The organism is Stenotrophomonas lacuserhaii (genome assembly GCF_039674585.1).
Taxonomy (GTDB): Bacteria; Pseudomonadota; Gammaproteobacteria; order Xanthomonadales; family Xanthomonadaceae; genus Stenotrophomonas; species Stenotrophomonas pennii_A.
Genome location: NZ_JBDJNU010000001.1, coordinates 53,998 through 72,751, shown reverse-complemented (window position 1 = coordinate 72,751; position 18,754 = coordinate 53,998). Strand labels below are relative to the sequence as shown.

Annotated in this window: 16 protein-coding genes; 10 read left to right on the top strand and 6 right to left on the bottom strand. The window is 64.5% G+C overall.

The window, feature by feature from the left end; genetic code table 11:
• Positions 1-4 precede the first annotated feature (4 nt).
• The 4 genes from ABE522_RS00300 (at position 5) to ABE522_RS00285 (ending at position 6,784) form a co-directional block, all read left to right on the top strand.
• A complete protein-coding gene (locus ABE522_RS00300; RefSeq protein WP_346589764.1) occupies positions 5-1,423 on the top strand; it encodes a sensor histidine kinase in 1,419 nt (472 codons plus the stop codon).
• Positions 1,424-1,538: 115 nt separating this feature from the next.
• The gene (locus ABE522_RS00295) at positions 1,539-2,741 is read left to right on the top strand and encodes an OsmC family protein (RefSeq protein ID WP_346589762.1); all 1,203 of its coding nucleotides are present in this window, start codon (positions 1,539-1,541) and stop codon (positions 2,739-2,741) included.
• Between the two features lie 54 nt (positions 2,742-2,795).
• On the top strand, positions 2,796-5,810 hold the full coding sequence (locus tag ABE522_RS00290; RefSeq protein WP_346589760.1) for a TonB-dependent receptor domain-containing protein: 3,015 nt from the start codon (positions 2,796-2,798) through the stop codon (positions 5,808-5,810).
• Positions 5,811-5,815: 5 nt separating this feature from the next.
• The gene (locus ABE522_RS00285) at positions 5,816-6,784 is read left to right on the top strand and encodes a DUF1684 domain-containing protein (protein ID WP_346589758.1); all 969 of its coding nucleotides are present in this window, start codon (positions 5,816-5,818) and stop codon (positions 6,782-6,784) included.
• 39 nt (positions 6,785-6,823) lie between these two features.
• On the opposite strand, the gene ABE522_RS00280 is transcribed toward ABE522_RS00285, so the two are convergent.
• From ABE522_RS00280 to ABE522_RS00260, 5 genes are all read right to left on the bottom strand, one after another.
• Complete coding sequence (locus tag ABE522_RS00280) at positions 6,824-8,128, bottom strand: GGDEF domain-containing protein (RefSeq protein WP_346589887.1); 1,305 nt, start codon at positions 8,126-8,128, stop codon at positions 6,824-6,826.
• Between the two features lie 2 nt (positions 8,129-8,130).
• A complete protein-coding gene (locus ABE522_RS00275; RefSeq protein WP_346589757.1) occupies positions 8,131-8,994 on the bottom strand; it encodes an alpha/beta fold hydrolase in 864 nt (287 codons plus the stop codon).
• Positions 8,995-9,057: 63 nt separating this feature from the next.
• Entirely contained in the window at positions 9,058-9,360 is a 303-nt protein-coding gene (locus tag ABE522_RS00270) for a helix-turn-helix domain-containing protein (RefSeq protein WP_346589756.1), read from the bottom strand.
• Positions 9,357-9,773 carry a hypothetical protein gene (locus tag ABE522_RS00265; RefSeq protein ID WP_346589754.1) on the bottom strand — a complete coding sequence of 139 codons (417 nt, stop codon included), beginning with the start codon at positions 9,771-9,773 and terminating at the stop codon, positions 9,357-9,359. Before ABE522_RS00265 ends, ABE522_RS00270 begins: the two co-directional genes overlap by 4 nt.
• A gap of 327 nt (positions 9,774-10,100) precedes the next feature.
• Positions 10,101-10,439, bottom strand: coding sequence for a hypothetical protein (locus ABE522_RS00260; protein ID WP_320504988.1), 339 nt, complete (start codon positions 10,437-10,439; stop codon positions 10,101-10,103).
• 104 nt (positions 10,440-10,543) lie between these two features.
• Between ABE522_RS00260 and ABE522_RS00255 the strand changes: the two genes are divergently transcribed.
• Positions 10,544-11,548 carry a 2-hydroxyacid dehydrogenase gene (locus ABE522_RS00255; protein ID WP_346589753.1) on the top strand — a complete coding sequence of 335 codons (1,005 nt, stop codon included), beginning with the start codon at positions 10,544-10,546 and terminating at the stop codon, positions 11,546-11,548.
• A gap of 60 nt (positions 11,549-11,608) precedes the next feature.
• Positions 11,609-13,231, top strand: a complete 1,623-nt coding sequence (locus ABE522_RS00250; RefSeq protein WP_346589751.1) for an L-lactate permease — start codon at positions 11,609-11,611, stop codon at positions 13,229-13,231.
• 13 nt (positions 13,232-13,244) lie between these two features.
• Here ABE522_RS00250 and ABE522_RS00245 read toward each other — a convergent pair whose 3' ends face one another.
• Positions 13,245-13,814 carry a hypothetical protein gene (locus ABE522_RS00245; RefSeq protein ID WP_346589749.1) on the bottom strand — a complete coding sequence of 190 codons (570 nt, stop codon included), beginning with the start codon at positions 13,812-13,814 and terminating at the stop codon, positions 13,245-13,247.
• A gap of 768 nt (positions 13,815-14,582) precedes the next feature.
• Here ABE522_RS00245 and cyoA point away from each other — a divergent pair.
• Genes cyoA through cyoD form a run of 4 tightly spaced genes read left to right on the top strand, consistent with a single transcriptional unit; the run spans position 14,583 to position 18,608 of the window.
• Entirely contained in the window at positions 14,583-15,629 is a 1,047-nt protein-coding gene (cyoA, locus tag ABE522_RS00240; RefSeq protein ID WP_346589748.1) for a ubiquinol oxidase subunit II, read from the top strand.
• A gap of 2 nt (positions 15,630-15,631) precedes the next feature.
• Positions 15,632-17,629, top strand: a complete 1,998-nt coding sequence (gene cyoB, locus ABE522_RS00235) for a cytochrome o ubiquinol oxidase subunit I (protein ID WP_042613164.1) — start codon at positions 15,632-15,634, stop codon at positions 17,627-17,629.
• Positions 17,626-18,264 carry a cytochrome o ubiquinol oxidase subunit III gene (gene cyoC / locus ABE522_RS00230; protein ID WP_042613165.1) on the top strand — a complete coding sequence of 213 codons (639 nt, stop codon included), beginning with the start codon at positions 17,626-17,628 and terminating at the stop codon, positions 18,262-18,264. The genes cyoB and cyoC overlap by 4 nt, the downstream gene beginning before the upstream one ends.
• On the top strand, positions 18,264-18,608 hold the full coding sequence (gene cyoD, locus ABE522_RS00225) for a cytochrome o ubiquinol oxidase subunit IV (protein WP_042613166.1): 345 nt from the start codon (positions 18,264-18,266) through the stop codon (positions 18,606-18,608). The genes cyoC and cyoD overlap by 1 nt, the downstream gene beginning before the upstream one ends.
• Positions 18,609-18,754: the final 146 nt, after the last annotated feature.

Sequence of the window (18,754 nt, the reverse complement as noted above, 5' to 3'; positions counted from 1 at the left end):
ATACATGCAGACCACGTCACCCGGGCACGAACCCTCCAACGAACGCGGCGATGCTGCCCGGCAATCCATCGGGCGCGGCACGCTTTCCGTGCTGGCCCAGCCCGTCCGGTGGCTGCGGAACGTGCCCGTGGCCGATCCGGTGGACCTGCGCAACGCACCGATGCTGCAGTTGGTCCTGCTCCTGCTGGGAGGGCTGCCGCCGCTTGCGTGGGCCTACCGGGCGTTTGCCATGGACGTGCCGTGGCGCGAGGGAGAAGTCGGCAGCATGGCCTTGAGCCTGCTGTTGAGCGTCGTCGCGCTGAGCGGGTTCGTCCTGGTCCGGATGGGGCACTTCCGCTGGGCGGCCTATCAGCTGCTGGCCGTTTTCGCAGTGTCGGTATGCCTGTCCTATGCCGGCAGTGGGTTCGGCGCCCAGCGCTTCGAACAGCCGGTGCTGACCGTCTGCATGGTCATTGCAGCCCTGGTCGTCGGCCGTGCTGCGTTGTGGGGCGTCACGGCGGCCATCTGGATCGCGTTCGGTCTGGGGGTCTGGTCTGAATGGTCTGCCGATGGCTCGGCAGCGCTGGTTGTCGATGGGCTCATCAGCGGGGCGATCTTCCTGCTTATCGCCGTGGTGCTTGACCGCGCCAGCTCGGCACTGCGACAGAGCCTGGCCGAAGCGAGGGCGAAGGGGCGCGAGGCGAACGAGGCCTACGTGCGGCTGCAGGGGGCGGTGGAGCAGCGGCGCAAGGTGGAGCAACAGCTGGTACATGCCCGCAAAATCGAAGCCGTGGCACGCTTGGCGGCAGGGCTGAACCATGATTTCAACCACCTGTTGTCGCTGATCCTGGGGTATGTGCAGCAGGCAAAGCGCGGCCAGACCGCGGAGAAAGTGGCGGGCTCGCTTGCAGGCGCCGAGAGCGCCGTGCGCAAGGCCGATGCTCTGAGCCGACGGCTGCTGACGTTCAGCCGGCAGAATGATCCGGTGATCGAGCGCCACGAACTGCGCGAGGTGGTGGAAGAGCTGGCGCCGCTGCTGCGACAGACGGTGTCACCGGGCGTGCGGGTACATACAGACATCCCGGCAGGGCTGTGGGTGGAGTTCGATCGGGATCAGTTGGGGCTGATCCTGCTGAATCTGTTGAGCAACGCGGACGACGCGATGCGCGGGACAGGAGACGTCCAGCTGGTGGCGCATGGCACCGCCAATGAAGTCTGGCTGGTCTGCAGCGATTCGGGCCCGGGAATCGCGGCCGAACTGCAGGATGCGATCTTCGAACCCTTCGTCACCAGCAAGCCGGCCGGGCAGGGTACCGGCCTTGGGCTGGCCATGGCGCGCGACCTCATGTCCAGCCAAGGCGGCAGCATCGCAGTGGAAAGTACGCCGGGCCGCGGCGCCACCTTCCGCCTGTGCTTCGTGCGGTCTGCAGGCTGCGCCGCGTGAGCGGATCCTGATCCCTGCGCACGAATATCGGAATTGCCAACGGTTATTTAAGCGCGGCGACGTGACGTGAAACAGTGGGCCTTCGTTCACGGTCACCCACGGAGTCCGCCCGCCCATGTCCACCGCCCGTTCCGCGTCGCCGTTCAAGGTGTTCGGCGCGACAACCTTGTCTGCCATGCTGCTGCTGGCCGCGCCGCTCGTTTCCTCAGCGGCGGAAGGGGGCTCTCCCCTGCGTAGCTATCTGGCCGCCAAGCGCGAAGCCATCCAGGCGCAGTCCGCGCAGCCTGCCGCGCCCACCGCGATCCACGCCAAGGTCACGGCCGAAAGCCGCTCCGGCGTACGTCGCCTGCGCATCGGGCCCACGGGCGAGTTCCAGTACATCAGCGATAGCGGCCGCAACTACGCCGGTTACAACCTCGGCGCCGGTTCGTGGGACTCGCTGGTCGGCACGCTGGCCAGCTCGGTTGCCGATGAGTACATCGTGCAGGCGGCCGCACAGAATGTCCCGCTGGATGCGCTGGACGTGGTGTTCACCAGCATTCCCGAACGCAAGAGCGAGAGCCTGGCGTACCCGAACAATCTTTCCTATGTGGCGTACATCGATTCGCCTGCCACCGACGCGCAGCTGCAGGCGCTGAAGCGCGCGGTGCACGAAAAATCCTCGGCCATCGACCTGGTAACGCGGCCTCAGCAGGTCAGCCATGCCGAAGTCGAGTACATCCATAGCGATGCGGTGCGCGACCCCAAGCTGCCGCCCGGTCTGCGCGATTTCATCACCGAGGAGAAGCGTCCGGCGGTGTTGGCCAGGCAGGTCAAGCCGGGCTCGGGCAAGGGCAAGCCCACCGAGCCGGAAACCCTGGTGGCGCGCTCCCATGTCGAGCCACGCACCGGCCTGCGCCGGGTGTTCCTGGGCAAGGACGGGTATCACCAGCAGCTGCACGACAGCGCGCCCGGCCTGCTCGGCTACGGGCTGGCGCCGACGGTGGAGGAACACCTGTTGGGCGTGACCGGTACCTGCCTGACCCACATTTTCGAGGTGCAGGCTGCTGCACGGAACGTGCTGTTGGATTCGCTGGAGCTCACGGTTGATGGTCAGCTGAGCCCGCGTTTCGGCAGCAACATCCGCTCGCCGGCACGCTACAGCGACATCCGTTACAAGGTGCGGGTTGAATCGCCTGCATCCGAACAGGAGATCGACGCGCTGCGCCAGTCGGTGGAGGCGACATGCCCGCTCTACAACCTGGTCAAGGACGAGCAGAAGCTCGAAGGCAGCATCGTCCGCGGTGCTTACACGGAAGCGGCGAACCACGCGCGATAACGCACGCCGCGATCCATCCGGCAGTGCCTTTCAGCCATCACCTGGGGATATTCGATGAGTCGCACCCTCCGTTCGCAGCCGACCGCGAAAAGCCCGCGTCATGCCCTGCACGGCGTTCGTCCTCGTCGCGGTCGGCTGGCTTTCGCCTTGTGCACCCTGCTTGCACCGGCAGCGTATGCGGCCGAGGAGACGAGCGCCGATGCCACCCAGTCGCAGGACTCGAACGCCCGCCTGCTGGACAAGGTATCGGTGCTGGGTTCGCAGATCGCCGGAGGGGGCGCGCAGGCCGCGCTGCCGGTGGTCGCGGTGGACCGGGAACAGATCGACGCCACTGGGGCGACCAACGGCAACGAGTTCTTCCGCAGCCTGCCGCAGTTCGGTGATGTCGCTGTCAGCGAGAAAGGCACCACCAACGCAGGGCGAAACTCCAATGTCGCGCGCGGTGACGTGGGCTCCATCAACCTGCGCAACCTGGGCGCCAAGTACACGTTGCTGCTGGTCAACGGCCGACGCACGGTGCAGCACCCGATCAGCAACAGCGGTGACGACACGACCTACAACGCCAATGCCATTCCGACCTTCGGCCTGGAGAGGGTCAACCTGCTGCTGGATGGCGCGGCGTCCATCTACGGGTCCGATGCCGTGGCGGGCGTGGTCGACCTGGTGACGCCGAGCAACCTGCCCAGTGGCGGGCGAATCAAGCTGAACTACGGCAAGGTGGCCGATGGCCATCGCGAAGACATCTCGCTGGACGGCTACTTTGGCAGTGATTTCGCGCAGGGGCGCGGCAATATCTCGGTGCTGTATGGCGTTTCCAAGCGCACGGCGCAGCGCAATTCAGATGCGTGGTTCACCGCCACCGATGGCCGCCGTCCCCTCGGCGATGGAACCAGCGTGCCGGATCCAGACGGCACCTCGGGCTTCAGCACACGAACGCCGTGGGGTCACTTTGATACCTATGCCGGCAGCCGGCGCACAGGCAGCTGGCACGTCGATCCCGCCAGCGGCGCGCTGGTGTCCGGCGCGGTACCGACGCGCTATCACTACGATTCCGCGGCCGAGCCGGGCATTACCTCGGCACCGGCCATCAACAAGGGGAATGTTTTCGCCAGTGGACGCTTCGATGCCACCGACACCCTGCAGCTGTTCGGTGAGCTGGGTTACTACCGGGCGACTTCCGAATCCTGGGTGAGCAGCGAGTCGGGCTTCGGCGGTGACGGCTTCCTGCTGCATATCCGGCCGGACGCCTATTGGGTACCGGACGCCTTGCGCGGCGCCGACGCGATCCGGCTGCTGAACTACCAGTTCGCGGATTCAGGTATCCGCCGGGTCAAGGTGGATAACGATCAGTCGCGTGTGCTGCTGGGCGTGCGCGGCTGGACAGACGGCGGCTGGAACTGGGAAACCGCGCTGCTGTATTCGCGTGCACGCAGTACCGACACGCAGCAGGGCGGGCTGACCGATGCCTTCATCACTGCGGTGAACCGTACCGACGCCGGTGCCTACAACCCCTTCAGTGGCGGCGATCCGGCCAGCATCCGGCTGGGCGATGCCACGCCCTACGACACCTCGGCGTTCATTGGCGAAGCCACCCGCGAAGGCACCACGGAGCTGGCGCTGTGGGATTTCAAGATCAACCGGTCCGATCTGTTTACCTGGTACGCAGGTGACATCGGCCTGGCGGCGGGCGTTGAGTACCGGTATGAGAGCCGTGAGGATGATCGCGACGAGAACATCGACGGCAGCCGTCCCTATACGGACTGGTATACCGGCACGGTCGCGGCCAGCAACTTCTTCACCCATAGCCCCCGGCCCGATGTCCGCGGCAGCCGCAACGTAAAGTCGGCGTTGATCGAGCTCGCCGTGCCGCTGGTTTCCCCCGCGCAGGGCATACCGCTGGTGCAGTCACTGGACCTGCAGCTTGCGGGCCGCTGGGAGGACTACAGCGATGCCGGCAAGGTGGCCAAGCCGAAGCTGGCCGCGGCGTGGAAAGTCAATGACAGCCTGTTGCTGCGCGGCTCGGTCAGCGGCGGTTTCCGCGCACCGGGACTGGAACTGGTGAACTCCCCGCCAACCTACGGGTTTGGCTTCAACAACGATGCGATCCGCTGCCACGCACTGATCAGCAAGGGTGCCCAGCCCGACTACAGCGCCTGCTTGAATGCCTACAGCAGTGGTTCGTCGGTCAAGCCGTCGGTGAGCGCGGTGACCTCCTACGGCGACGACGTGAAGCCGGAGACCACCCGGCAGTCGTCGTGGGGCGCGGTGTTCGAGCCGCAGTTCCTGCCGGACGCCCTGGGGTCGATCAGCCTGAGCGTGGATGCCTGGCGGGTGCAGGTAGAGAATCCGATCAATACCTTGGGTGAGGAGCTGTTGTACGACGCGTATCTGCGCGTGGTGGAAGGCAGCAGCAATCCGAATGTGGTGCGTGCCGAGGTGACGGCAGAAGATACCGCGCTGTTTGCAGGCTCGGGTCTTGCGCCTGCAGGCGTGGTGACGCACGTGTACAACCGTTACCAGAATCGTCGGCCGCTCACCGCGTCGGGCGTGGATTACAACTTCACCTGGCGCCTGCGCGAGACGGCGTGGGGCAACTTTGCGTTCCTGCTCAGTGTCAGCCAGCTCAAGGAGTACACCCAGCAGAAGCCTGCCGAGGTGCAGCAGGTGGCCGCCGCGATTGCCAATGGCCAGTTGAACATCATCGCGCCGGACCTGGGCGCGGCCAACGAGGTCGGCATCAATGGGGCCAAGCCGGAATGGCGGGCCAGCGCAACCTTGATCTGGAACCTCCAGGACTGGACGGTCCGCGTGCGCGACGACTATATCGACAGCGTGACCGCCGGCGCCTATGCCGATCGCACGCCGTTCGTGGTGGGCTCCACACAGCGCTGGGCGTTGTCGGTCAAGAAGGAGTTCAACAGAGGACGCCTGAAGGGAACGGCAGTGGAAGTGGGGGCGCGAAATCTGTTCAACGAAGAGCCGCCGTTGAATGCCACCGGCAGCTACCTGAGCGCATTGCACGAAACCTACGGACGCTACGTCCACCTCGGTATTTCCAAAAACTGGTGACCTGCATGAAGACGCACACGCTTGCCTCTGTACTTGTTGTCACCCTGCTTGCGGTGGCGTGCAGCCCGCAGGACAGGCCTGCGCCGGAAGCTTCCGCAGCGGCGACTGCAGCGCTTGATTTCAAGCGCGAACACGCCGAGTGGGTGCATGAACGTGCCGCGGACCTGGGCAAGGCCGATGGGTGGACCAGCCTGATCGGACTGCACTGGATCGAACCCGGAACGCAGAGCGTGGGCGGTGCTGAAGGCAATGCCATCCGCCTGGCGATCGCACCGGACCGCCTGGCCCAGCTGGAGCAGCGCGCCGACGGTGTGTACGTCAGGCCGGTCGATGGGGCGCAGATCACCGCCGATGGCAAGCCGGTGCACGGAGAGGTGCGGCTGGAACCAGAAGGGAAGGGCGGGGGCACCAAGCTGTCCTATGACGAAGGCAAGGGGCAGATCACCGCGATCAAGCGCGCGCAGCGACTGGCCTTGCGCGTGCGCCATGCGGATGCGCCGGCGCGCCTGCATTTCGGTGGTCTGGACTTCTTCCCGGCCGAGGAAAGCTGGCGTGTGCAGGCGCGGTTCGTGCCGCACCCGGCCGGCAGGACGCTGCCGATCGTGAACGTGCTCGGCGAGGTCGCGGATACTCCGAATCCGGGCTACGTGGTGTTCGAGAAGGAAGGGCGTGAGTGGCGGTTGGAAGCCCTCGGCGACCCGACGAAAAGCTTGAACCTGATGTTCCAGGACCAGACCACCAGCCGCCAGACCTACGGTGTGGGGCGCTACCTGCGCACCGATGCGGTCGCGGCAGACGGCACGGTCACGCTGGATTTCAATCGCGCCTACAACCCGCCGTGCGCCTATACGGACTTCGCTACCTGCCCGTTGCCGCCACCGGAAAACCGCTTGGCCCAGCAGGACGCCAGCGGTGAACGCGTGCGGCTGGCGGTGCTGGCGGGCGAGAAGAAATACGCCCTGGCGCAGCACTGACCTGGTAGCGCCGACCCATGGTCGGCGGCACACGAGTGGTCACCCGCTGATCCGCACCCGATTCCGCCCGTCGGCCTTCGCCTGATACAGCGCCTCATCAGCACGTGCCACCAGCTGTTCCAGCAACCTCGCATCGCTGCCCGGCAGGGCCTCGCCCATGGCGCCGCCCACGCTGGCCGTTACATCGATGCGAAGGCCGCCCACGTGCACCGGCGCGCCGGAAATCGCAATGCGCAGGCGTTCGGCGGTGGCGGGTACTTCATCGGCAGTCGGAGCCGCCAGCAGCGCGATGAACTCCTCCCCGCCAAAGCGCGCGAACAGGTCACGCTCACGCAGCGCCTCGCGACAGCGGCGGGCGACCACTTTCAGCACTTCATCGCCGATCGGGTGACCGTGGGTGTCGTTGATCTTCTTGAAATGGTCGACGTCCAGCATCAACACCGCGACCGAGCGGCCAGTTGCCTCGCGCGCGGCGATGATCTGCGCGGAGCGCTCTTCGAAGTGCCGCCGGTTGGGCACGCCGGTCAACGGGTCCGACGAAGCCAGGCGCCGCAGTTCGGCGGCCATCAGCAGGTCCGCGGTGATGTCGGTGAACAGCCAGATGCGGCCCTGTTCGCCATTGCCGCGCACCGGATGGGTATCCACCTCGAAGGTGCGCTCCCCCATCACCCAATGCAGCGTCGTCGCAAAATTGAGGTTGCCCACCTGGGCGGCGTAGGCCTGTTCCAGCTCTTCATGGTTGTGGCAGCGCTGCCGCAACGCCCGCATCGGCGCAACGAGGTCAACGGCGCGATGTCTGCCGGGCTTCTGCCCCAGCAGCTCGGCGGCGCGCTGGTTTATCACCGTGCCCAGTCCATCGCCGTCGACCAGCACGATTCCCGCAGGAACACTTTCCACCAGATCGATGAACTGGTTGCGCACGACGATGTCCTGCACCGCGCCGCGTCGCGCCGAGAGAAGCTGCGCGACACTGGGGCCCAGCAATGCCACCGAGGCAGCGGACTGCTCGGGGTTGGCACCGGTCTTCCAGAGCAGCAGCAGGCCGCTCGATGGGGCGTCGTCCGACGGCGCGGGGATGAACAGCACGCTGCCTGCAGGGCCGCCCAGCGCGGTGAGAACAGCTGTTGGCAGGCGGAAGCGCGAGGCGTCCACCGGCTGATCATTCCAGGCGTGTTCCAGCACGCCACTGCGCGCGAGATTGAAGCCGGAGAACGCGGTCACGGGAAAGCCGGTAGACCATGCGACGCGGCCGTCGGTCTGCACTTCAACCACGATCGCCAGGTCGGCCCCGGACGCGGTACGTGCGAACTGGCTCAGGCTGACCAGGGCGTTGCTGTCGGCCATCTTCAACGGGCCGTCCGATCCAGTCGCTGTTGGAGGATCCGGGTCATTTCATCGGGCGCGGTCATGTGCGGAAGATGGCCCGATGCATCGATGATGTCGAGGGTTGCTCCCTCGATGGCCTCGGCCAGCCAGTGACTGACGGCCACTGGCACGGCGACGTCGACCCAGGTCTGGACCAGGTGCACCGGGCGCGAAACCTGCGCCGCCAGTGCTCGGACATCTGAAGTAAAAATGGTGCGGGAGGTATTCAGCGCGATATCCGGACGCATCCGGAACAAGGCATTGGAAAAATCGGCGATGACCTCGCGGTCATCCACGCCGACCACCATCGGGGCGAAGCCGGCCACCCACGCCTGGTAATTCGCGCTCATGCTGTCAAACAGGTTTTCCAGGTCATCCGGCTTGAACCCACCGGTGTAACCGTCGTCATCCAGATAACGCGGCGATGCCCCGATGAGTACCATGCGCTCGAACAGCTCCGGCCGCGCGATGGACGCAAGGGCGCCGATCATCCCGCTCATGGAGTGTCCGATATAGGTGCAGCTCTGCACGTCCTGCTCGTCCAGGATATCCAGAAGATCATCGGCATAGCCGGCCAACGAACCGTGCCGTTCGAAGTCGTAGGTTTCCGTACCACGGGGACCGCAGCCGGCGAGATCGAATGAAATGACATCGAACCGTTGTTCGAACCACGGACGCAGGGCGGACCAGGCGTTCTGGTCGGTGCCAAAGCCATGCGAAAGGACCGCGATGGGCTTGCCTGCACCGCTGCGGCGGCCGTTGAATCTGTCAAAACTTTCCACGAACAAGGTACCCATGGCGTTTCGTAACCCGCGATAGTAGGCCACGTTGGGGCGAGGGTCCATTACACCTCCGGGGTAGGGGGGATACACCCGGCCGCGGGCGGCACCTTGGCGCAGGGCGGCCGGTTACTGTCCTGGTTCTGCCCTCAGCTGCAATCCCAACGCCCGGCTCACCCCAAGCACCGTCTCGAAATACAGCGGTCGGGTGCTATCCAGTTGCCGGCGCATGGCGTCGCTGCGCATCCCGCAGGCGCGGGCGACCCGGCTCATGCCGTGCAGTTCGGACATCAGCAGCAGGGCGCGCGCGATGCTCGCTTCGTCGCAGTCCTGCAGGCGTAGGCGGGAGTCCAGATGTTCCGCCATCTGCCAGGCCGGATCTGTATTGCGGGGCAGACGATGTCCCGCACTTCCGTTGCCGCCAAGGCTCATTGGCTCCTCCACGCTGTCTGCGCGGCGTCACTGACCAGGGCCTGTCCGGCAAGGAGCAGGCCCTCAACGTGCCGCTCGCTGATGCCGCTGTTGGTGATGCCATTGATGCGGGCCGTGTAGGCGGCATGCAGCAGGTCCAGCACGCAGGCCAATCCTTGCAGGGTTCGCATCGGCACGGCGACGCGGCTGGCGTAGGCGCTTTCCTCACGTTGCTCTGGCGTGTTCTGTAAGGCGTTCTCGACGTTATCGGCGACCAGCCGCAGATGCACCACGCTTTCACCACGGGAGCGCGAGGTTTCGTACTCTTCCAGCCTTCGTTCAAGTCGTTCAATGAAGTGGGGCGGGAAGTCGAGCATTCTGTCGCCCAACAGGGCGTGCAGACGTTTGGCACTGAGCGGATGCTTCGGATCCATCGGTCGTCCTTCGCAAGGCGTGAGGCCACCTGCGCGAGCGCGCAAGGTGGCAGGCGATGCGGGTTGCCATACCGGTGAACAGTTACCAAAAAAGCCGGCGGATCAGGGATCCCCCACATCGCCCGCCATGGAATCCACGGGCAATGCAGTGCATTCTCCGCCGTGCCCAAAGGGCAAAACAGAGCCAAGTTGGTAACTATTCGAACAGGATGGCAATCCCGACTGATGCTCTTCGTCATCAGCACGGCCATCCCACCAGCCATTGCCCCACGCGTACATGGGCGGATCTTCAAAAGCAGGCGGCGTCCGTCGTCCGGTGCGTCGGTATCAGCCCGCGCGTGCCGGGAAAAGTGCACCGGATCCCAGCCGACCCACACCGAATGCCAGCTGCCGCAGGTAGCCGCCCATCGCGCCCGCCGCGATGCCCGCCAGCGCCCGCCGCGCCACGCCAAGCGCCGGCCCCGCATGGCCGCGCAGCCACGGCAAGGTCGCCAGCATCTGCGCCCCCAGCAGCATCGCCAGCACGTCCAGGCCCAGCGCATCCACCACCGGCAGCAGCGGCAGCAGCTCCGGGTTACAGGCCACCAGCAGCGCGAACACCGTGGTCAGCAGGAACAGCGTGCGCTTGCCCGCAGGGGAGGTCGTCCAGCGGACGATGCGTGACATGAGCAACATGGCGGGGCCAGATGGGCGGTTGATCGACAGTGTAGCGCCGGGTGAGCCTCGCGCCTGTTACAGTCCGCAAAACGTCATGGGGAAGGAAGTCCTGTATGAAAGTCGCCGTTTTCAGCGCTCGCCCCTATGACCGCCGCTCGTTGGATGAAGCCAATCAGCAAGGAGGGGCGGCCAACGGGGTCGAGTTCCAGTATTACGACGCCACGCTGGACGTCCACACGGCCACTCTGGCGCAGGATTGCGACGCGGTCTGTGTGTTCGTCAACGACCGTCTGGACGCCCCGGTGCTGCAGGCATTGCATGGAATGGGGGTGCGCGCGGTGCTGCTGCGCTGCGCCGGTTTCAATAATGTCGACCTCGCCAGCGCCGAAGGCCTGGGGTTCTTTGTCGCGCGCGTGCCCGCCTATTCGCCCGAGGCCGTCGCCGAGCACACGCTGGCGTTGATCATGACGCTCAACCGCCAGACGCACCGGGCGTACAACCGGGTGCGGGAGGGCAACTTCATGCTTGAAGGCCTGCTCGGCCGCACCCTGCATGGCAAGACCGCGGGTATCGTCGGCACTGGAAAGATCGGTCTGGCGACCGCGCGCATCCTGCATGGCATGGGCTGCATCGTGCTCGGCCATGATCCATATCCATCGCCGGATTTCGCTGGGTTGGGTGAGTTCGTGCCGCTGCAGGAGCTGCTGGCACGTTCGGATATCGTCTCGCTGCACTGCCCGCTGACACCGGAAACCCAGCACCTGATCAACGATGATTCGCTGGCGCTGATGAAGCGCGGCGCGATGCTGGTCAATACCTCGCGCGGCGGGTTGGTGGATACCGATGCGGTGATCCGCGCGCTGAAGTCGCGGCAGCTCGGTCACCTGGCCATCGATGTGTACGAGCAGGAAAGCGCGCTGTTCTTCCAGGACCGTTCCGGACAGATCATCGACGACGATGTGTTCCAGCGCCTGATGACCTTCCCCAATGTGCTGGTGACCGGCCACCAGGGCTTTTTCACCGCCGAGGCGCTGCAGGAAATCGCAGAAACCACGCTGGGGAATCTCGGCCATTTTGTTGCCGGTACCGACTGTCCCAACAAGGTAGCCAAGGCGTAACAACGGTCGTCATGCGCACACCTGCCGGGCATGCCCGGCACCACCATAGGAAGGCGGACCATGTGGCAACAGAACTACGATCCGCTGGTTAACTCCAATCTTTCGGCGCTGCTGGCCGCCTTGCCGGTGCTGGTATTCCTGCTGGCATTGACCGTGCTGCGGCTGAAAGGGCTGACGGCCGCGCTGCTGGCGGTGGTGGTGTCCGCGCTGGTTTCTGCGCTGGTGTTCGGTATGCCGGCCGGGACCATCGCTGGCGCCGGGCTGCTGGGCATCGCCAATGGCGTGTTCCCGATCAGTTTCATCGTGCTGATGGCGGTGTGGCTGTACAAGCTCGCCATCCGCAGCGGCAAGTTCGAGGTGATCCGCGGCAGCATCGCGACCATCTCCGAAGACCAGCGCATCCAGGTGCTGCTGATCGCGTTCTGCTTTGGTGGCTTCCTGGAGGGCGCGGCCGGCTTCGGCGTGCCGATCGCCATCTGCGCCGCGTTGCTGGTGGAGCTGGGTTTCCGCCCGTTGAAGGCGGCCATGCTGTGCCTGCTGGCCAACGGCGCGGCCGGTGCGTACGGGGCGATCGGCATCCCGGTGCTGGTGGGCGCGCAGCAGGGCGGGGTCAGCCTGGATGCGATGTCGCTGATGCTGATGGCGCTGGTGCAGGTGATCGCGCTGCTGTCCCCGGCGATCCTGGTGCTGATGCTGGATGGCTGGCGCGGTGTGCGCGAGACCTGGCCGGTGCTGCTGGTGGTGGGCGGGGTATTCAGTGGCGTGCAGACGGCGGTGCTGTATCTGCTGGGGCCGGAACTGGTGGACATCATCGGACCGCTGGCGGCGATGGCCGCACTGGCCGGCTTCATGCAGGTCTGGCGGCCCCGCCGCATCTACCGTGAAGCGGATACGCCGCCGGGGCCGGTGCAGCGCTACACCTTGAAGGAGGTGCTGCTGGCGTGGTCGCCGTTCTACATTCTTACCGGCGCCATCCTGCTGTGGAGCCTGCCGGCGTTCAAGGCGCTGTTCGCCGCCGGCGGTGCGCTGGCCAATACCATCGTTCACCTGCCGATCGGCCTGCTGGATGGCCGCGTGCAGGAGCTGCCACCGCTGGTGGAAAACGTGCATACGCTGCCGGCGGTGTGGAATGTCGGCTGGTTGAATGCTTCAGGTACCGCCATCCTGGTGGCTGCCGTGCTGACCGTGGTGCTGTCGCCCCGGCTCAACCTGCGCATGGCCGGGGAGGAGCTGGCACAGGCCGGCCGGGAGATGTGGAAGCCGCTGGCCACGGTGTCGCTGGTGATGGCGGTGGCCTACATCACCAATTACTCCGGCGCCTCGTCCACCATCGGGCTGGCGCTGGCGCAGACCGGTGGCGTGTTCCCGTTGCTGTCGCCGGTGATCGGCTGGATGGGCGTGTTCATCACCGGCTCGGTGGTCAACAGCAATACCCTGTTCGCCCATCTACAGGCGGTCACCGCCGCCCAGATCGGGGTGCCCGAAGCCCTGCTGGTGGCGGCCAACACGGCCGGCGGGGTAATGGCCAAGCTGGTGTCACCGCAGTCGATCGCCATCGCCGCCGCAGCGGTCAAGCTGGTGGGGCAGGAGTCGGCGATCATGCGCACCACGCTGGGCATCAGCCTGGGTCTGCTGGCCTATGTATGCCTGTGCACGTGGGGGCTGTCGGTGTTGCTGGGGTAGGGGAGACGGGGCTTCAAGCGGCGTTGTAGTGCAGTACGGCCTGCGTGCCGCGCGCCTGCACCACATTCCAGCCCACCATGGCCAAGCCGATGGGGCGGGGGATCTCTTTCTGGCCACTTCTATAGTAGGCAAGCATGCGCCGGCTGATGCCGAGCGCATCGGCTCCCGCATCGAGCGACATGCCGTGGTGAGCCATCCATGTAACCAACTGGTGGTGGGAAAATCCGCCGGCTTGTTCCGTGGCCATCGCACGAAGTGTGTCGCTGGCCAGGCTGAGGTCGTCGTTGCCGCCGAAGACGACACCCAGGCGCCACTCATCTGTTTGAACGCGATGAAAAACCGATGCTTCGCGCAGGGGGTGCAATGTCGGGTGGCGCTCGATGACCTCGGCCAGGCTTACATCAGCGCTGAAGCCATCGGCGAAACAAAGGCGCAGAACGCTGCCGTCCCGTGCTTTTACTTCGGTGAGAGTGAAGTGCTTCTGCCTCATGGATTGAGTTCTCTCCAGCGGAATGTAAGCAGTGGGATGTTCGCTTGCGCCCATCCCGCGTTCGAACATGGAAATGCGGTGGAGGGTGGTCACCTGCGTACAGGGTGATGGCGCACCGGCCCAAGCGCTTGATTACGGGCATCGGCGTGTTCCGGCAGGTGCGCCGGATAGTGCAACTATTGCACTGTATGAGGCGGGGGTCCAGCGTTCCATCCACCTGCTACGAGAACGCGCCCTTGGGCTTTCCCAGAGCCTGAAGGAGGAGGCTTGCGTGAGTCATAGGAAAATGCCGTTCAATCACGCGGACCGCGCATTTCGCAACTTTTCTCATGTACGGCGTTGGCGTCAGGCCACACGATGAACGTGCTGGAAGCAGCTCCTCCGGCCGGTGGCGGCCCCTTCTCTCGAGGGCGTCGCCACCGTTTCAGCCTGTCATTGGGCAACGGCGGAAGTGCGGCGTCCTCGTCCTCACAGGGGGGCGTCTGCATGGGGTCATGCCCATCCGCCGTATTTTTTTGTCTTGTGGTTGCCCCCCTTGGGGGCAAGGGGTAGGGTGCCTGGCGGAAGAGCGTGACGACCAACGGTCGTCACCCACCAGGGCGGCGGTCGTCACCCACGGGGTGCGCTTTTCGGGCCGCATGCGCCCCGCGACAGGCGGCTGCGACAACGTGTCGCAGGCCGAAAACGCCGAAAACTGCGTCAGATCAATGTCAATGGCTTTCTTAAATGGGCGGTGACGGCCTAAACTTGAAAGGCTGACTCTTCCCCCGTTCTCCGAACCCGTCGATCCTTGGCAGGTCGGGCCGGCTTTTGCCGGACTGGGCAGGGCGGGGTGGCATTCCCTCGCAATTGGATCGACCGATGATTCCGTTGAAAACCCTTGGACGCTTGTTGCGTCCGGGCCTGCTGTTCGCACTGGCGGTGTTCCTCACCGGCTGCAACACGGCCATCCTGAATCCGAAGGGCCAGATCGGCCAGGATGAGAAGACCCTGCTGATCACGGCTGTCGTGTTGATGCTGCTGGTCGTCGTCCCGGTCATCATCATGACCCTGACGTTCGCCTGGAAGTACCGCGCGTCCAACACTAAGGCCCGTTACGAGCCGAACTGGTCGCATTCCACCGCGATCGAAGTGGTGGTCTGGTCGATCCCCTGCATGATCGTGCTGGTCCTGGCCGTGCTGACCTGGCGGTCTTCCCACGCGCTGGACCCGTATCGCCCGATTGAATCGGACGTCAAGCCGGTCGTGATCGAGGCCATCTCGCTCGACTGGAAGTGGCTGTTCGTCTATCCGGAAGAAAAGATCGCCGTGGTCAACGAGATCAAGTTCCCGGTCAACACCCCGCTGAACTTCAAGATCACCTCCGATACCGTGATGAATGCATTCTTCATCCCGCATCTGGGCAGCATGATCTACTCGATGGCCGCGATGGAGACCAAGCTCCACCTGATCGCCAACGAGACCGGTGAATTCCCGGGCATGTCCTCGCACTACAGCGGTGCCGGCTTCGCCAAGATGCATTTCACCGCGCATTCGGTCACCGAACCGGAATACCGCGCGTGGGTGGACCAGGTGCGTGCCGAACAGGGCAACAGCCTGAACAAGGACACCTTCCGTGCGTTGGGCGAAGAGCGCAACTCCGACTGGCACCCGGTGACCTATTACGGTCAGGTGGAAGAGGGCCTGTTCGACTGGGTCATCGCCAAGCACATGGGTGACAACAAGCACTACGGCATGAAGCACGCCCATGCCGGTGCTGCGGCGGCCGACGCGGGCTCGCAGGAAGACCATGAGGGCCATGCGCCGATGGACGACCACGAGTCCAAGGCGTCTGGCGAGAACCTCGACGCCAACACCAACCACGACGAGCACGCGGGCCACGCCGGCCACGAGGGCTCGGGAGAATGAACATGCTGGGTAAACTCTCTATTGAGTCGATCCCCCACGATCCGATCGTCCTGACGACGTTGATCGGCGCGATCCTTGGTGGCCTGGGCGTTGTCGCCCTGATCACCAAGTTCAAGCTGTGGGGTTATCTGTGGAAGGAGTGGTTCACTTCGGTGGATCACAAGAAGATCGGCGTGATGTACCTCATCGTCGCCTTCGTCATGCTGCTGCGCGGTTTCTCCGACGCCATCATGATGCGTACCCAGCAGGCCATCGCCGTCGGCGGGTCCGAGGGTTACCTGCCGCCGCACCACTACGACCAGATCTTCACCGCCCACGGCGTGATCATGATCTTCTTCGTGGCGATGCCGCTGATCACCGGCCTGATGAACCTGGCCGTGCCGCTGCAGATCGGTGCGCGCGACGTCGCGTTCCCGTTCGTGAACTCGCTCAGCTTCTGGCTGTTCGTGTCCGGTGCGGTGCTGATCATGCTGTCGCTGTGGATCGGTGAGTTCGCCGCCACCGGCTGGCTGGCATTCCCGCCCTTGTCCGGCATCGAGTACAGTCCAAGCGTCGGCATGGACTACTACATCTGGGGACTACAGGTCGCAGGCCTGGGTACCACGCTGAGCGGCATCAACTTCTTCATCACCATCCTGAAGATGCGCACGCCCAGCATGAAGCTGATGCAGATGCCGATCTTCACCTGGACCGCGCTGATCACCAACATCCTGATCGTCGCCGCCTTCCCGGTGCTGACCATCACCCTGGTGCTGCTGACCCTGGACCGTTACCTGGGCACGCATTTCTTCACCAATGACGGTGGCGGCAACGCCATGCTGTACATCAACCTGATCTGGATCTGGGGCCACCCGGAAGTCTATATCCTGGTGCTGCCGGCCTTCGGCGTGTTCTCCGAAGTGATCGCCACGTTCTCGCGCAAGGCGCTGTTCGGCTACAAGGGCATGGTGTATGCCACGGCCGCCATCGGCGTGCTGTCCTTCATCGTCTGGCTGCACCACTTCTTCACCATGGGCTCGGGTGCCAACGTCAATGCCTTCTTCGGCATAACGACGATGATCATCTCCATCCCCACCGGTGTGAAGATCTTCAACTGGCTGTTCACCATGTTCCGCGGTCGCGTGCACTTCACCTCCCCGGTGCTGTGGACCATCGGCTTCATGATCACCTTCGTCATCGGCGGCATGACCGGCGTGATGCTGGCGATCCCGGCCATCGACTTCGTGCTGCACAACAGCCTGTTCCTGATCGCCCACTTCCACAACGTCATCATCGGCGGCGTGGTGTTCGGCATGTTCGCCGGCATCACCTACTGGTGGCCGAAGATGTTCGGCTACAAGCTCAATGAGTTCTGGGGCAAGGCCGCGTTCTGGTGCTGGTTCATCGGCTTCTACGTGACCTTCATGCCGATGTACGTGCTGGGCTTCATGGGCATGACCCGTCGCCTGCAGAGCACCGTCAATCCGGCCTACGAACCGTTGTTGCTGATCGCCGCAGGTGGTGCCTTCATCGTCGGCGCCGGCATCCTGTGCCAGGTCATCCAGGTCTTCGTGTCGATCCGCGACCGCAAGAAGAACATGGACCTGACCGGCGATCCGTGGGATGCCCGTACGCTGGAGTGGGAAACCTCTTCGCCGCCGGCCTTCTACAACTTCGGTACGCTGCCGCAGGTCACCGAGCTGGACGATTTCTGGGCACGCAAGCAGCGTGGTGAAGCCTGGCCGAAGCCGGCCAGGTATTCCGACATCCACATGCCGCGCAACACCGGCACGGGCGTGGTGATCGGTGCCTTCAGCATGGTGTTCGGCTTTGCGATGATCTGGCACATCTGGTGGCTGGCCATCATCGGCCTGGTCGGCATGATCGGCACGTTCATCTACCGCACCTTCGACAAGGACGTGGACTACTGGGTCCCGGCCGCCGAAGTGGAGCGCATCGAAAACGAACACCGCAAGCACCTGGTTGCCCAGGGCCTGGTCAAGTCGGAGCTGAAGGCATGAGCACCCATACCCCAACCGTGAACCACGGGCACGCCGCGCAAGCGGCGGCCCATGGCCATGACGAGCACGAGCACCACGACACCGGCGGCAACACCGTCTTCGGTTTCTGGGTGTACCTGATGAGCGATTGCCTCATCTTCGCTTCGCTGTTTGCCACCTACGTGGTGCTGGTCGGTGGTACCGACGGCGGCCCCGGCCCGGGTGACCTGTTCGAGCTGCCGTTCGTTGCGTGGGAAACCGCGCTGCTGCTGACCTCTTCGCTGACCTTCGGCCTGGGCATGATCGCCATGCACAAGAACAAGGTCGGCCAGCTGTACCTGTGGCTGGGCATCACCTGGTTGCTGGGCTTCGGCTTCATGTGCATGGAAGTCTGGGAGTTCAACCACCTGATCCACCAGGGTTACGGTCCGGACCGCAGCGCCTTCCTGTCGGCATTCTTTGCCCTGGTCGGCACCCACGGCCTGCACGTCAGCGCTGGCCTGCTGTGGCTGCTGGTGATGTTCATCCAGGTCAAGCAGAACGGCCTGACCGCGACCAACAAGACCCGCCTGGCGTGCCTGAGCCTGTTCTGGCACTTCCTGGACCTGATCTGGATCGGCGTGTTCTCCGTCGTCTACCTCAATGGAGCGCTGTAATGGCACATGACAACGCACACGACCATGGCCACGGCGCCGGCGGCGAAAGCCACGGCAGCGTCAAGTCGTACCTGATCGGCTTCGTGCTGGCGGTGATCCTGACCGTCATCCCGTTCTGGGTGGTGATGTCGGGTGATTTCTCCCGCACCGTCAGCGGCGTGGTGATCGCGGTCTCCGCAGTGCTGCAGATGCTGGTCCACCTGGTGTTCTTCCTGCACCTGGACCGCTCGTCGGAAAGCCGCTGGAACGTCAACGCGGCGGTGTTCACCGTCGTGGTGATCGGCATCATCGTCGCCGGCACCCTGTGGGTCATGCACAACATGAACGTGCACATGATGCACTGACGTCTTCGCCACGTTGCCGCAAACGAAAAGGCCACCCCTCGGGGTGGCCTTTTTGCTGGTGCGCTCGCTGGGGACTACGGCGCTTGGTGGGTGACGACCGTTGGTCGTCACGCCGTTGCCTTTGGGCTCTGCAGGATAGTGACGAC